The organism is Clostridium sp. UBA1652 (genome assembly GCF_002320975.1).
GTDB classification, from domain to species: Bacteria; Bacillota; Clostridia; order Clostridiales; family Clostridiaceae; genus Clostridium_T; species Clostridium_T intestinale.
The window spans coordinates 23,676-38,627 of sequence record NZ_DCLI01000066.1 but is presented as its reverse complement, the minus strand read 5'-3'; the positions used below and the strand labels follow the sequence as shown (position 1 = coordinate 38,627).

Here is a 14,952-nt window from a genome sequence, read left to right as displayed (position 1 = left end):
CTACTTTATTCACAGGAAGAAATGTTTGTGTTAAAATTAAGTAAAGACAAATAAGCTAGAGGTGAAATATGAGTTCGGTTGTGGTTAAAGTTAATGGTATAGAGTATAATTTAAAAGGAAGAGAAAATGAAGAATATTTAAAAGGTATTGCAGAATATATAGATAGTAAAATACAAGAACTATGTGAAAAGAATCCAAAACTTAGTTATTCGGCAGCAACTGTATTAGCAGGAATAAATGTAGCTGATGAACTTTTTAAAAGTGACTTACAATGTGAAAAATTAGAGAAAGAGTGTAAAGGTCTAAAAGAGAACTACAAGAAATTAGAAGAAGAGTTTAATATTAAGGTTAAAGAAATAGAAACTTTAAATGAGAAACTAAAGGAAATGGAAAACACAAATTCTAAAGATTTAATTAAAGAAGTAGAAGATTATAAAAGTCAGTTAGATATAATGGAAGAGCAATATAAAAAGACAAAAGAGCAAAATAAAACATTGATGAGTAGAAATAAAGAAGTTAATTTTCAATTGAATAATTACAAATATAAGGTACTTGATTTAGAGAAAAAATATATGGATATTAATTTTAAGCTTGCAAGAGAAAAAAGTGGGCAAAATATATTATTAAATACTAAAAAACATAGATAAATTAAGGAGTTTAGGATACTCCTTTTTTGTCGCATGGGTTAGGCTAATATGGATTGAACATGTACTCACAAGAAGTACAACGTTTAAAGTATACAAATATGATAGTTTAAACATCAGAAAAACCACAGGAGAGATGAAGAATGAATAAAATAGAACTATTAGCTCCAGCAGGAAGTATGGAAAGTTTATATGCTGCCATAAATAACGGAGCCGATGCTGTATATCTTGGGGGAGATAAATTCTCTGCAAGGGCATATGCATCGAATTTTGATAAAGAGAATATGGAGAAGGCAGTAGACTATGCTCATCTATATGGTGTGAAGATATATGTTACAATAAATACTCTAATAAAAGAAGAGGAAATGAATTCTCTCTTAGAATATACGAAGGACCTATATAAAATGGGGATTGATGGTGTTATACTTCAGGATTTAGGAGCCTATAGAAACTTAAAAAGGCTAATTCCTGATTTAGAGATACATGGATCAACTCAAATGACAGTACATAATCCAGAAGGGGCACTATTCTTAACTGAAAAAGGTTTTAAGAGAATAGTGTTATCAAGAGAATTATCATTAGAGGAAATCGAGTATATATCTAAGGATATGGGCATAGAAACTGAGATATTTGTTCATGGAGCCTTATGCGTGTGTTATTCAGGCATGTGTCTTATGAGTTCCATGATTGGAGGAAGAAGTGGCAATAGAGGAAGATGTGCTCAAAGTTGTAGACTTCCTTATACACTAAAATCAACAAATGGTGGAAAAGAGTTTAAAGGATATTTATTAAGCCCTAAGGACATATGCACAGTTGATGATGTTAAAGAGATATTAAAAACTGGAACTTCTTCATTAAAAATAGAAGGAAGAATGAAGAGGCCAGAGTATGTTGCAGGAGTTGTGTCTGAGTATAGAAAAGCCATTGATGGTAACAAAAATAAAAATGGTGAAAAGCAATTAATGAAGCTTTTTAATAGGGAAGGTTTTTCAAAAGCGTACCTTTATAAAAATGAAGGTAAAGATATGATGGCTTATAAATATCCTAAAAATACAGGAGTTTTTGTAGGTAAAGTTGTTGAGAATTCACTTGTCTTATTAGATGATGATATTTCACTTAAGGATGGAATAAGAATAGGTGAAGGTGGGTTTACTGTTGCTAAGATATTACTAAATGGAAAAGAAGTTGAGAAAGCAGGTAAAGGAGACAAAGTAAAGTTAATTCCTAACCAATATAAAAAAGGTGATATTCTTTATAAAACTTCAGATAATTTACTACTTAAGAGTTTACAATCAACCTACAACAACATTTATGATAGAAAGGTTGATATATCTTGTGATGTTGAATTTAGCTTACATGGGCCCATCATATTAAGAACTAGGTATATGGGAGAGAACTTTGAGGTCTATGGAGAAAATGTTGAAATAGCTAAAAACAAACCTTTATCTAAAGAAAGAATTCAAGAATCCTTAATGAAATCAGGAGAAACTGCCTTTAAGATAACTAAAGTAGAGTTTAAATCCTATGAAGAAGGCTTTGTACCAGTATCCTCATTAAATAATGTTAGAAGATTACTTATAGAAAAGATTGAAGAAAATGTGAAGCTTAGATATAAAAAAGATATCAAGATATCAGATAAACATGAAAAACAAGAGATTTTAGATGTTGATGGGCCTAATTTACTTTTCATAGCTAACACTAAGGCCCAACTAAAGGCCCTAGTAGATGAAAAGGTCCATAATATAGGCATCAGTATTTACAACAAAAACATCTCAGGTATAAGACTTAAGGATCTTGATAGTATTGATGGGCCTAACTTATATTTAAAGGTACCTAATATAATAAAACAAGAGTATAATGCTTTAGTTAAAGAAATAGAAGAGAATCTACATAGATTTAAAGGGATAATTACGTCTAACTTAGGAATAATTAAGAGATTTCAAAACAGAATATTAATAATAAGTGATTATAAGAGCAATATATTTAATTCTTCAGTTGTGAAATTCTTTAAAGAAAATAATGTATATCCATATTTAAGTCAAGAATTAAACAGAAAAGAAATCATGAATATACTTTCTAAAGAGAAAAATCTAGGTATGTGTGTTTATGGTAAAACAGAATCTATGATATCAGAATATTGTCCAGTAGGAAGTATAGTTGGAGGAAAATGTTCGAGTAAAGAATGTTCTGCCCCATGTGTAAATGATGAATTTATGCTTGTTGATAGAATGAATAAGGACTTTAGAGTGTTAACAGATAAATTCTGTAGGGCCTATATATATAACTCTGCCCCTATTAATCTAATTGATGAAATGGAAGAACTTAAAGAAAAAGGTGTATCAAGTTTTAGATTTGATTTCATTGATGAAGGGGAAGAAGAAGTTAAGGAAATATTAAATTATTTAAAAGAAAAAACTCCTTTAGAAAATAAAGAGTATACCAAAGGTCATTATAGAAGAGGAGTAGAATAAAGGAGAAGTTTAATGAAAGAACGATCTATAAAGATATTAGAATTTCATAAAATAAAAGAACTTGTAAAAGAATATGCAATAACAGCTGGTGCTAAAGAGTTAATAGAAGAGTTAAAGCCTTATGATAATGTTTATGAAATTAAAGAACATATACAAGAGACAAGAGAAGCTTTAAATTTACTTATGACTAAGGGAAATCCTCCTTTTGAAGGGTTTTATGATGTTAGAGATGGAGTATCTAGGGCATTAAAGGGAGGTACTTTAAATACTCTTCAATTACTTAGAATAGGTAATATGTTAAGATCCTCAAGAAAGTTTCTTGATTATATAAAGAGAAAAGAAGAGGAAGAAGATCATAAGATTATTGAAGAAATATGTGAAGGAATAACTCCTTTAAGAAAACTTGAAGAAAGCATAGAAATTGCTATAGTTGGTGAAGATGAAATATCAGATAGAGCTAGCGCTACTTTAGGCAATATCAGAAGGTCATTAAAAGAAAAGAATTCCTCTGTAAGGGAGAGAATTGGAGGAATAATAAGAGATAACTCTAAGTTCCTTCAAGACAACTTATATAGCGTAAGAGGGGATAGATATGTTATTCCTGTAAAGTCTGAACATAAAGGGCAAGTACCTGGGCTTGTTCATGATCAAAGTTCATCAGGTGCTACATTGTTTATAGAGCCTATGAGTTTAGTTAATCTAAATAATGAAATTAAAGAACTTATGCTAAAGGAAAAGGCAGAAATAGAAAGAATATTAGCTGCTTTATCTAAAGGAGTTTATAACAATAAGGATGAAGTAAAAAGAAATCTAGATATATTAATTGAACTAGATTTTATCTTTGCAAAAGCTAAATATGGAAGTTCCATAAACGGTGTTGCACCTATAGTAAATACTGATGGTTCATTTCATATCATAGAAGGAAGACATCCATTAATAAGTTCCAAGATAGTTGTACCATCAACATCATACCTTGGCAAAGAGTTTACTTCCTTAATAATAACTGGTCCAAACACAGGGGGAAAAACTGTAACCTTAAAGACTATAGGGCTGTTACATCTAATGGGTATGAGTGGATTATTAATACCTGCTAGAGATAATTCATCTATAAGTTATTATGAAAACATATTTGCAGATATAGGAGATGAACAAAGTATAGAGCAGAGTTTGTCAACTTTCTCATCTCATATGAAAAATATAGTTGAGATTATGGAAGATGCAAATGAGAACTCCTTAGTACTTTTTGATGAACTTGGAGCAGGAACAGATCCAACAGAAGGTGCTGCTTTAGCCGTATCAATACTTGAGACTTTAAGAAAAAGAAACTGTAAGATAGTTGCTACAACTCACTACAGTGAACTTAAAGGATATGCGCTTAGAACTATAAATGTAGAAAATGCATCAGTTGAGTTTGATGTTGAAACTTTAAGACCAACTTACAGACTTTTAATTGGAATACCTGGTAAGTCAAACGCTTTTGAAATATCTAGAAGACTTGGATTAAGTGATAGTGTAATTAAAGATGCAAAAGAAAGTATATCTTCTGAATCCCTTCAGTTTGAAGATCTTATACAAAGTTTGCAAGAAAAGAGCATAAAGGCAGAAGAAGATGCTAGAAGAGCAGAAGTTTTAAAAATAGATGCTGAAAAACTTAAAGAAAAGTATAACAGTAAGCTAGAATCTTTAGAAAAGATGAGAGAAAATGCCTACTCTGAAGCAAGAAGAGAAGCTAAACAGCTTTTAAGAGATGCTAAAGAAGAAGCTGATGAAATCTTAAAAACTATGAGAGATCTTGAAAGAGATGGTGTATCTTCTACAAACAGAAGAAAACTTGAAGAAGAAAGAAGCAAACTTAGAAACAACCTAGATAAAGCTGAAGCAGAGTTAAACAAGGAAAAGAAGAAGCAAGGAAAAGAGATAGTTGAAGTTAAACTAGGAATGGAAGCTTTTTTACCTTCTTTAAATCAAAAAGTTGTAATAATATCAATGCCAGACAACAAAGGTGAAGTTAAAGTTGAAGCTGGTATAATGAAGATAAATGTTAAACTTAAAGACTTAGTTATAGCAGAAGGAATAAAAGAAGAAAAGAAAAAGTCATCTAAACAAGTTAATCTAAACTTAAAATCAGTTAGTTCATCTGTGGACTTAAGAGGGTTAGATGCAGAAGAGGCTTGTTATGATGCAGATAAGTATTTAGATGAAGCTTATATGGCAGGTTTAGGTGAAGTATCATTAATACATGGAAAAGGTACTGGAGTATTAAGAAAAGCTATAAACGATATGTTAAAGAGACATCCTCATGTAAAAAGTTATAGACTAGGTGAGTATGGTGAAGGTGGAACTGGAGTAACAGTAGTTCAACTTAAATAAGCACCTTGTTGTGGTAGACGTATTTCTCAGCGTCAATCTAATCATTTGTTTATAAAGAATTTAATGAAACTATTGAAAAGAAGGGTTTCTACAGGAGAGAAAAAGATGATTTTAGTAAGTGCTTGTTTAGCGGGAGTTAATTGCAGATATGATGGTAAAAATACTTACAAGGAAGAACTTCAAAAACTAATTGAATCTGGAAAGGCTGTATTAGTATGTCCAGAACAATTAGGAGGTCTATCAACACCAAGAAATCCAGCTGAAATAAGAGGAGATTTAGTGATAGACAATAAAGGAAATGATGTCACAGAACAATTCACAAAAGGGGCCCATGAAACTATGAAGATAGCAAAACTAATGAATTGTAAGGTTGCTATATTAAAAAAGAATTCACCTTCCTGCGGATTTGGGGAGGTTTATGATGGTACATTTAGTGGTACCAAGAAAAAAGGTAATGGACTAACTGGTGATATTCTTGATAAACATGGAATAAAGGTATTTAATGAAGAAAATTTTCATGAAGCAATAAAGGAATATATTTAAAATAAATGATGGGCCTATCAAGTTAATTTGATAGGCCCATCAAGTTTTTTAAACTCTTATTTCTCTTAGTACATTAATATGTTCTACATTAGGATCTTCAGTTCCTTGAACATAAAGTCCAGCTCTCTTAAGATCTTTTACATAGTGAACAACTTCTAAAGTTATGATTTCTCCTGGACATAAAACAGGTATTCCAGGTGGATATGCCATTAAAAATTCTGCACTTATTCTTCCTACAGCATCTTCAAGAAGTAAAGTTTCCTTTTTAGAGTTAAATGCAGCTCTAGGATTTACTTTCATCTCTGGGATATCAGGAATATCTAAAAAGTCTGGTTTTATGTTACTTTTTTCTGAATGCTCTTTAGAAATTTCTTTTAAAGCATCTACTAAACTATTTAAAGCTTCTTCAGTATCGCCAAAAGATCCTACAGCAAGAACATTATAAAGATCTGATAGTTCTACTTGTATATGATACCTTGTAGCTAATATAGTATCTAATTCATAACCTGTTAAACCTAATTCTCTACAATTTACAGTGATCTTAGTTGGGTCAAAGGAAAAAGCACCAGGTTTTCCGAGTATTTCTTCTCCAAAACAATAAAGTCCAGGGATTTTATTTATTTCATCTCTTACTTTTTTGCAACGCTCAACAGTTTTTGCAAGAAGTTCTTTTCCTTCTAAAGCTATTTGTTTTCTTGCACAATCAAGACTTGCCATAAGTATGTATGATGGTGAAGTTGTATGAAGTAAATTTAAAACTTGTTGAACTCTTTTTGGATTTATAAGTTTACTTTTAACATGTAAAAGTGATCCTTGAGTTAATGAACCTATTATCTTGTGAGTACTTTGTGCACATATATCTGCCCCAGCCTTTAATGATGACAAAGGAAGGGAATCATTAAATCCTAAATGAGGCCCATGAGCTTCATCAACTATCAAAGGAATATCATAGCTATGAACAATATCAGCTATTTTTTTAATGTCAGTAGCAACTCCATAATAAGTTGGATTTATGATTAATACTGCTTTAGCATCAAGATTTTTGCGTAGAGACTCGGCTACAACCTCAGGTGTAACTCCATGAGCAACTCCTAACTGTTTATCAAGTTCAGGAGTCATGAATATTGGAACAGCTCCACTTAATATGATTCCTGACGTAACAGATTTATGAACGTTACGTGGAATAAGTATTTTGTCCCCATCGCCAACAACAGAAAGAATCATAGCTTGAATAGCGCCAGATGTTCCATGAATAGAGAAAAAGGAAGCATCAGCATCATAAGCATCAGCAACTAACTCTTGTGCTTTCTTTATTGGTCCTGTTGGATGGTGTAGGGAATCAACCATTTTAAAAACAGTTACATCTATTTTAAATGGGTTATCTCCTATAAATTTTTTAAAGTCATTTTCAATGCCATTACCTTTTTTATGACCTGGTACATGAAAGGGAATTGTTTCATTATTGACATATTCCATCAATGCGTCAAATAAGGGTGTTTCATTTTGATTTAATTTATACATGTATGGACACCTCTTTCGTTTACCTAATAATTTAAAAACACTACTATTATATTTTACCAAAACCCTCATTTCAATAAAAAAATTTTAAAAAGAATAAATATTTTATTCTTGTCAATAATACAGAGGAGGAGGGATAAATATGGAATGTAATAAAAGAATTAAAAGTATTGGACATAGTGGGAGAAAAAGCAGAAAAAATGGTAAAGTACCAGGTGTAATTTACGGTAAAGGTATTGAAAATATGCTCTTTGAAATTTCTGAATTAGAGTTGAATGAGGAAATTTTGCAAAATGGAGGACATGGATTTGTAAATATCAATTTAGAAGGTGAAAATCATAAAGCACTTATAAAGGAAATTCAACGTGATCCATTAACAAGAAAATTAGTACACATTGATTTAGAGAAGATAAGTGGAGATAAGAAGATAACTTCATATGTTCCATTAAACTTTACAGGTGAAGAATCTGTAGGAAAAGCAGGGGCTGTACTTCAAAAAGAAAAAAATGCAGTTAGGGTTGAATGTACTCCAGACAACTTACCAAAATCAATAAATATTGATATAACTAATGGTTCAGTTGGTTCAGTATTTAGGTTAAGTGATGTTGAGGTTGGAGAAGAAATTTCAATAATAGATGATTTAAACACAGTTGTAGCAGCTATAAGTTATGAAAGAAATACCGTATCGATGGATATGGCTATTAATGAAGAACAGATAAAAGAAGAAAAAGAAGATAAAAAGAAAAATTAATCCGTAATAAAAAATGTGGATTATAGTAGTAAAATGCTAATGATTAACATAGGATTCATTAGCATTTTACCTTTTTGTTACCATATAACTTACATAAAAGTGTTTTCATATACTGTAAATTCGTGTATAATGGATTTGCACATTTAAGGAGGGATTTTTGTGGATTACAAAATTAGATATGAGGAATGGTTACAATCCAAAGTTATATCAGAAGAAGTCAAGAATGAACTTAAACAACTTAATGATGAAAAGGAAATAGAAGATAGATTTTATAGAGATCTTGAATTTGGTACAGGTGGATTAAGAGGAGTAATAGGTTACGGAGACAACAGAATGAACATATACACTGTTGGAAAAGCTACTCAAGGATTCGCAAATTATTTATTAGAAAACTTTGATGATAGTAGATCAGTAGCAATAGCTTATGACTCAAGAAATATGTCAGTAGAATTTGCTAAATCGGCAGCTTTAACTTTATGTGGAAACGGTATAAAAGTATATTTGTTTAAAGTGTTAGAGCCAACACCAGTATTATCATTTGCAGTTAGACATTTAAACTGTTCAGGTGGTATAGTAGTAACTGCATCCCATAATCCAAAGCAATATAACGGATATAAAGTGTATGGTCCAGACGGTGGACAAGTAACCGATGGAGATGCAAACAAGATAATAGGATACGTAAAAGATATAAAAGGTTTTGAAGAAATAAAAACTATAAGCGAAGAAGAAGCTTTAGAAAAAGGACTATTAGTATACATTGGAGAAGATGTAGATAAAGCATATATAGATGCAATTAAAAAAGCTACTATAAGAAAAGAATTAGTTAGTGAAAAAGCAAAGGATTTAAATATAATATACACTCCTATACATGGATCAGGAAATATTCCAGTAAGAAGAGTATTAGCTGAACTTGGATATGAAAATGTAAATGTAGTTAAGGAACAAGAACTTCCAGATGGAAACTTTCCAACAGCTCCATATCCAAACCCAGAATATCCAAAGGTATTTAAATTAGCTTTAGAAATGGCTGAAAAATCAGAACCAGATATAATTTTTGGAACTGACCCTGATTGTGATAGAATAGGGGTAGTGGTAAAAGATAAAACTGGAGATTATAAAGTTTTAACAGGTAATCAAACAGGAATGCTTTTAACACATTATATATTAAGTTCTTTAAGTGAAAGAAATGAAATTCCAGACAATGGAGTAGTTATAAAAACTATAGTAACAACTGAGTCAGCTAATGATATAGCTAAGGCTTATAATGTTGAAATAATGGACACCTTAACTGGATTTAAGTATATTGGAGAAAAAATGACTGCTTTTGAGAAAGATAACAGTCATAAATATCTATTTGGATTTGAGGAAAGTTATGGATATTTAATAGGAGACCATGCAAGAGATAAGGATGCTGTTGTAGCTGCAATGCTTATAGCTGAAATGACTCTTTACTATAAGGAAAATGGCATGAGTCTTTATGATGGACTTTTAGCTTTATATGAAAAGTATGGTTACTATAAAGAAGCTCTTGAATCTTTTGAACTAACTGGTAAAGAAGGTCAAGAAAAGATAGCTAAGTGTATTGAAAATCTTAGAAGTACTGAGTTTACTGAATTAAATGGAGTTAAACTTTCATTAAAGGAAGACTATAAATTAAGTACTCAAAAAAATATGCACCTTAATTCTGAAGTAACTCTTGATTTACCTAAATCAAATGTATTAAAATTTATATTTGAGGATGATTCATGGTTTGTAGTAAGACCTTCAGGAACAGAACCTAAAATGAAACTATATATTGCTGTAAAAGGTAATTCTATAGAAAATTCAGAAGAAAACTTAAATAGCTTTAAAGAAGCTGTTAGAGGATTAATTGAAAAAAACTTAAATTAATAAAAAAGCTATCATCCTTCGGTGATGATAGCTTTTAATTCTTATATGGAAAAGGAGAAAATATCTTGGATTATAGAAATTTATTTAAAGAAAAACTATCTAAGCTATTATTTTTAGAATTAAATAAAGAAGGTTTTCTTAAAGCACTTAATATATCAAGCTTAGAACTTAAAAATAAAGAGTTATTTGTACCTATAAACACTACTTATTTAGCTTCAAATATAGAAAATGAAATAAAGATAAAAAATCTTCCTATATATGATTTTATTGAAGGAATGAGTTTTGCCTTAGGAGCAGATGATAAGCTGAAATTTAATGAAGATTATATAATTTTATTAAAAAACATAAAGGACTCAATACCTTGTATAAAAAGTGCAGTAGCAAAAAAGATAAAAGAGAATCTTTTTGATGAGGCTTATATACTATTAAGAGGGTTAACTAATGTAACTAATGAGGAAGAAGTGTGGGAGAAGTTATTTCTTATTGGTGAAACAATAAGGGAACAAGATAAAGGGTTTACAGAAGTATTTAAAGAAGACATAGATAGATACAAAAATCTAAATCTAAACTCTCATAAAGCAAGTATCTATGAAGCTTTGATTTATAATGATGAGGGAAATAATGAAAAAGCCTACGTTTATATAAATGAATATTTAAATTCTGGCGGAGAACCAGAAGAATACATCCTAAGTTTAAAAGCTGAACTTGAAGATACTTTAGATTATGAAAATGGGAAAAAATTAATAGAAGGAAATCCTAAAGAGGCTTTAAAAAAGCTAATTCCTTTGCTTGATAGATTTGGTGATAATCCATCTTTATTTTATTACGTAGCTTTATGTTACAGAAAACTTGAAAATTATGAAAAAGCAATCTATTACTTAAATGAAAGTATAGCAATTGATAGTTCAATAGTTGAAACAATAAACGAAATGGGTATAAACTATGCTTCTTTAGAAGACTTTGAAAATGCTATAAAGTATTTTAGAAAAGCCTTTGAAGCAACTAGAGATATAGAGATCTGCACTAATTTAATAATGTGTTATTTAAATTCAGGAGATTTGAAACAAGCAAGATTACATTTAGAAATTGCAGAAAAAATAAACAAAGATGACGAGATTGTAAAAGAAATAAAAGAATACATAAAAAGATTTAATTAAAGGTTACAAGTAGATTACTTTCCTTTTTATAGCTAATCTTTTATGGTAATATTTAAATATAAAAGTTAAGGATGGAGAGTATGTTTATAAATATATTAGGTTTTAAAATCTACAAAAATACAAAAACGGAATTAATTGAGTTGTTAAACAGCTATCCTAAAGTCAACATAATATCAGGGAATCCAGAGGTTTTATTTAACGGATTAAATAATAAAACATTGGGAGATAATTTTAGAAAAGATAGCTCGGTTATAATACCTGATGGTGTTGGAACGGTTTTAGCTTCAAAAATACAAGGGACTCCAGTTAAAGAAAAAATTCCAGGAATAGAAGTTATGGGTGAAATAATAAAAAAATCTGAAAGAGAAGGAAAAGGAATTTATCTTTTAGGTGCTAAGGAAGAGGTGCTACTTAAATGTAGTGAAAATCTTTTGATAAAATATCCAGAGCTAAACATAGTTGGAATGAAAAATGGTTATTTCAAAAAAGAAGATTCTGATTTAATTGCTGAAGATATCAAATCAAAAAATCCCTACGCCATTTTTATAGCAATGGGATCTCCTAGACAAGAAGAATTTATATCTAAATACATGGATGAGCTTCCTTGTAAAATCTTCATGGGAGTTGGAGGTAGCTTTGATGTTTTTGCAGGTAATGTAAATAGAGCACCTAAGTGGATGATAAGTTTAGGACTTGAGTGGCTTTATAGAGTTAGTAAGGAACCTTGGAGAATAAAAAGATTAGGGGCTATACCTAAGTTTTTGTGGTTGGTCTTAATTAATAGATTTAAGGGGAAATCATGAGTAAAAGTAATTTAATAAAGTCAACTGCAGTTGTAATGATTGTATCACTTTTAAGCAGGTGTCTTGGGTTAATAAGAGATTTATTAATAGGTAATAATTTTGGTGCAAGCATGTATACAGATGCCTATAATGTAGCTGTTACTATTCCTGAAACTATATTTATGGTTATTGGGTTAGCAATATCAACCTCATTTTTACCTATATTAAGCGAGGAACTTGCTAAAAAAGGCAAAAAAGATATGTATGCTTATGCTAATAAGTTTATAACTATGCTTTCTATTGTATCAATTATTATATTTATTTTCTCATTAATTTTTACAAGAGAGATAGTATCCTTTATTGCAAATGGATTTGATAATGAAGCACTTGAATTAGCTATTAAGTTAACCAGAATAACTATAATCAATTTGTTATTTTTATCATTTAACGCTTGTTTTACATCGCTTTTACAAGTAAATGAGGATTTTATAATTCCTTCAATATTAGGATTATTTTTTAATGCTCCAATGATAGCATATTTATTAGTTTTCAAAAATTACACTATTGAAGGGTTAACTATAGCAAATGTTATAGGAAACTTTTTTAGAGTTTTAGTTCAAGTACCATCACTAATAAAACATGGTTATATATACAAGATCAGTATTGATATGAAAGATGAGCGTATAAGGAAGGCTTTGTTACTGATTGCGCCAGTAATAATTGGAGCTGGAGCTAATTCGTTAAATATGGTTGTAGATAAGAAAGTTGCTGCAACATTAGGCGAAGGGAGTATATCAGCATTAGATTATGCACAAAAGTTAATAGTACTCATAAATACTATAATAACTTCATCTATAATAACTGTAACATATCCATTAATGGCCAATAAAAAAAATTCTGGGGACAATAAAGGCTTTATAGAGTATATACTTAAAACAATAACATATAGTGCTATTTTTTTAATTCCAATAACAGTAGGTGCCTTAGTATTAAATGAAGAAATAATTAAGATAGTATATATGAGAGGAGCTTTTGGAATTGAGGCGGTTAGCTTAACTAAAATGGCTTTGATAGGATATGCTATAGGTATTTTCTTTACTGCACTTAGGGATATATTAAACTCAACTCTTTTTTCTATGGGAAAAACAAAAGAAACTACAATAAATGGAATTATAGGAGTTGTTATAAATATAATTTTAAGTGTAACCTTATCAAAATTCTTTGGTGTTATAGGTATAGCTATTGCAACATCCAGTGCAATGATGGTTACAAGCTGTATGTTAATATTAACCCTGAAAAAAATAATCAAAGATTTCAAAGTTAAAAGTACTATGATTAAGTTAGCTAAAGTTTTTTTTGCATCTATAATAATGGGGGTTGCATTAACTATATTAAACTTAAACAACAGCGGTGATATGGGCAAACTGACCATGATTATAATGATAGTAGCAGGTGCTTTTATATATTATATTATGTGCATGCTATTAAAAATAGATGAAATTAAAGAATTGAATTCAATTATTAGAAAGAAGATTGGGAGGAAATAATGAAAATACTTTTTATTGCTTGTTATTCTCCGTTAATAAATAATTCAGCAGCCATAGAAACATTACAGTATTTAAACAAGCTAGACAACATTAAAGGAAATGAAATTCATCTATTAACGGTAGATTTCCCTAAAGACTCTATATATTATGACAGTAAACTTTTTTCAATGATGAATAGTTCAATAAAATTACATGCTATAAATGGTGGAAAATTATTTAATAAAATTATGCCAAAGAAAAAAACTATGAATTCTGATAGGAAATTAGAAGGAAGTTCTAAAAAAACATCATTAGCTAGAATGATAAAAAATTCTTTGGCAATACCTGATATGTATTTATATTGGGCTTTTAAAGCTTCTAAATATGGGAAAAAACTAGTGAGTAAAGAAAAATTTGATGTCATATTTTCTATGCATGAGCCACCATCATCCCATATATGTGCATACCTTATAAAAAGAAAGTTTAAAGACTTGAAATGGATTACTTATTGGAGTGACCCGTGGACCAAAGATTCTACTCGAGAAAAAAATATGGGCATAAGAAAACTAATTGAAAAAAAATTAGAGAATCTTGTGGTAAAGAATAGTGATAAATTAATATTCGTTACTGATGAAAATAGAAATGACTATGTGAATACATATAACATACCAATTGATAATACGTTTATTTTAAATAGGGGTTATGATAAGCAAATATATGACAAGATTAAAGACAGAGAAAAGCCTGCGCTTATTAAAGAAGATAAAGTTAATATTATATATGCAGGAGAGATATTTTCAAAATTGAGAGATGTTAATCCATTTATTGAGGCAATTAAAAAAATTAAGCTCGAAGATAAGTATATTTATAATAAATTAAATATACTGTTTTTTGGAAATATAGATAATGATGAAATAAGATATAAGCTTTCAAATGAAGAAGCTATTACAATTTCTACGAGAATTGCTTTTGATGAGGCATTAAACTATATGATTAATGGAGATATATTACTGCTATTTGGTAATAAGAAATCAAAACAGATACCAGGAAAGATATATGATTATTTTGGAACTGATTCTTGGATATTAAACATATATGGAGACAAAAATGACCCTATAAAGAAATTAGTTCAGAATCATTATAAATGTTATTGTTGTGATAATAATTCAGAAGATATTAAAGCTAGTATATTAAAATTATTTGACAAGGTTGAAAAGGGAATATATCCAAAAGCAGATGAAAATTATGAGTGGGATAAAGTGGCTTTGAGATTAAATGACATATTGAGAGGATAGTGATT

At 29.7% G+C, this 14,952-nt stretch carries 11 protein-coding genes; 10 read left to right on the top strand and 1 reads right to left on the bottom strand.

Features of this window, described 5'->3' with window-relative positions; translation table 11 throughout:
* Positions 1 to 68: 68 nt before the first annotated feature.
* The 4 genes from B3N22_RS12920 (at position 69) to B3N22_RS12905 (ending at position 6,028) form a co-directional block, all read left to right on the top strand.
* The gene (locus B3N22_RS12920) at positions 69 to 647 is read left to right on the top strand and encodes a cell division protein ZapA (RefSeq protein WP_286907717.1); all 579 of its coding nucleotides are present in this window, start codon (positions 69 to 71) and stop codon (positions 645 to 647) included.
* 140 nt (positions 648 to 787) lie between these two features.
* The gene (locus B3N22_RS12915; RefSeq protein WP_286907715.1) at positions 788 to 3,115 is read left to right on the top strand and encodes a U32 family peptidase; all 2,328 of its coding nucleotides are present in this window, start codon (positions 788 to 790) and stop codon (positions 3,113 to 3,115) included.
* Between the two features lie 12 nt (positions 3,116 to 3,127).
* The gene (locus B3N22_RS12910; protein WP_286907713.1) at positions 3,128 to 5,485 is read left to right on the top strand and encodes an endonuclease MutS2; all 2,358 of its coding nucleotides are present in this window, start codon (positions 3,128 to 3,130) and stop codon (positions 5,483 to 5,485) included.
* A gap of 105 nt (positions 5,486 to 5,590) precedes the next feature.
* On the top strand, positions 5,591 to 6,028 hold the full coding sequence (locus B3N22_RS12905; protein WP_286907712.1) for a 2-thiouracil desulfurase family protein: 438 nt from the start codon (positions 5,591 to 5,593) through the stop codon (positions 6,026 to 6,028).
* Between the two features lie 48 nt (positions 6,029 to 6,076).
* On the opposite strand, the gene B3N22_RS12900 is transcribed toward B3N22_RS12905, so the two are convergent.
* Complete coding sequence (locus B3N22_RS12900; RefSeq protein WP_286907710.1) at positions 6,077 to 7,549, bottom strand: aminotransferase class I/II-fold pyridoxal phosphate-dependent enzyme; 1,473 nt, start codon at positions 7,547 to 7,549, stop codon at positions 6,077 to 6,079.
* A 139-nt stretch (positions 7,550 to 7,688) separates the two neighbouring features.
* Here B3N22_RS12900 and B3N22_RS12895 point away from each other — a divergent pair, with 139 nt between their 5' ends.
* The 6 genes from B3N22_RS12895 to B3N22_RS12870 all read left to right on the top strand — a co-directional run bounded on the left by B3N22_RS12895 (position 7,689) and on the right by B3N22_RS12870 (position 14,947).
* The gene (locus tag B3N22_RS12895) at positions 7,689 to 8,297 is read left to right on the top strand and encodes a 50S ribosomal protein L25 (RefSeq protein WP_286907708.1); all 609 of its coding nucleotides are present in this window, start codon (positions 7,689 to 7,691) and stop codon (positions 8,295 to 8,297) included.
* Positions 8,298 to 8,456: 159 nt separating this feature from the next.
* Positions 8,457 to 10,187 carry a phospho-sugar mutase gene (locus tag B3N22_RS12890; RefSeq protein WP_286907706.1) on the top strand — a complete coding sequence of 577 codons (1,731 nt, stop codon included), beginning with the start codon at positions 8,457 to 8,459 and terminating at the stop codon, positions 10,185 to 10,187.
* 65 nt (positions 10,188 to 10,252) lie between these two features.
* The gene (locus B3N22_RS12885; RefSeq protein WP_238906567.1) at positions 10,253 to 11,344 is read left to right on the top strand and encodes a tetratricopeptide repeat protein; all 1,092 of its coding nucleotides are present in this window, start codon (positions 10,253 to 10,255) and stop codon (positions 11,342 to 11,344) included.
* 80 nt (positions 11,345 to 11,424) lie between these two features.
* The gene (locus B3N22_RS12880) at positions 11,425 to 12,147 is read left to right on the top strand and encodes a WecB/TagA/CpsF family glycosyltransferase (protein ID WP_286907702.1); all 723 of its coding nucleotides are present in this window, start codon (positions 11,425 to 11,427) and stop codon (positions 12,145 to 12,147) included.
* The gene (gene murJ, locus B3N22_RS12875; RefSeq protein ID WP_286907701.1) at positions 12,144 to 13,673 is read left to right on the top strand and encodes a murein biosynthesis integral membrane protein MurJ; all 1,530 of its coding nucleotides are present in this window, start codon (positions 12,144 to 12,146) and stop codon (positions 13,671 to 13,673) included. Before B3N22_RS12880 ends, murJ begins: the two co-directional genes overlap by 4 nt.
* On the top strand, positions 13,673 to 14,947 hold the full coding sequence (locus B3N22_RS12870) for a glycosyltransferase family protein (protein ID WP_286907699.1): 1,275 nt from the start codon (positions 13,673 to 13,675) through the stop codon (positions 14,945 to 14,947). The genes murJ and B3N22_RS12870 overlap by 1 nt, the downstream gene beginning before the upstream one ends.
* Positions 14,948 to 14,952 lie beyond the last annotated feature (5 nt).

Coding starts and splice junctions, on each gene's coding strand:
- B3N22_RS12920 (WP_286907717.1), top strand. CDS start 69: ATGAGTTCGGTTGTGGTTAAAGTTAATGGTATAGAGTATAATTTAAAA.
- B3N22_RS12915 (WP_286907715.1), top strand. CDS start 788: ATGAATAAAATAGAACTATTAGCTCCAGCAGGAAGTATGGAAAGTTTA.
- B3N22_RS12910 (WP_286907713.1), top strand. CDS start 3,128: ATGAAAGAACGATCTATAAAGATATTAGAATTTCATAAAATAAAAGAA.
- B3N22_RS12905 (WP_286907712.1), top strand. CDS start 5,591: ATGATTTTAGTAAGTGCTTGTTTAGCGGGAGTTAATTGCAGATATGAT.
- B3N22_RS12900 (WP_286907710.1), bottom strand. CDS start 7,549: ATGTATAAATTAAATCAAAATGAAACACCCTTATTTGACGCATTGATG.
- B3N22_RS12895 (WP_286907708.1), top strand. CDS start 7,689: ATGGAATGTAATAAAAGAATTAAAAGTATTGGACATAGTGGGAGAAAA.
- B3N22_RS12880 (WP_286907702.1), top strand. CDS start 11,425: ATGTTTATAAATATATTAGGTTTTAAAATCTACAAAAATACAAAAACG.
- murJ (WP_286907701.1), top strand. CDS start 12,144: ATGAGTAAAAGTAATTTAATAAAGTCAACTGCAGTTGTAATGATTGTA.
- B3N22_RS12870 (WP_286907699.1), top strand. CDS start 13,673: ATGAAAATACTTTTTATTGCTTGTTATTCTCCGTTAATAAATAATTCA.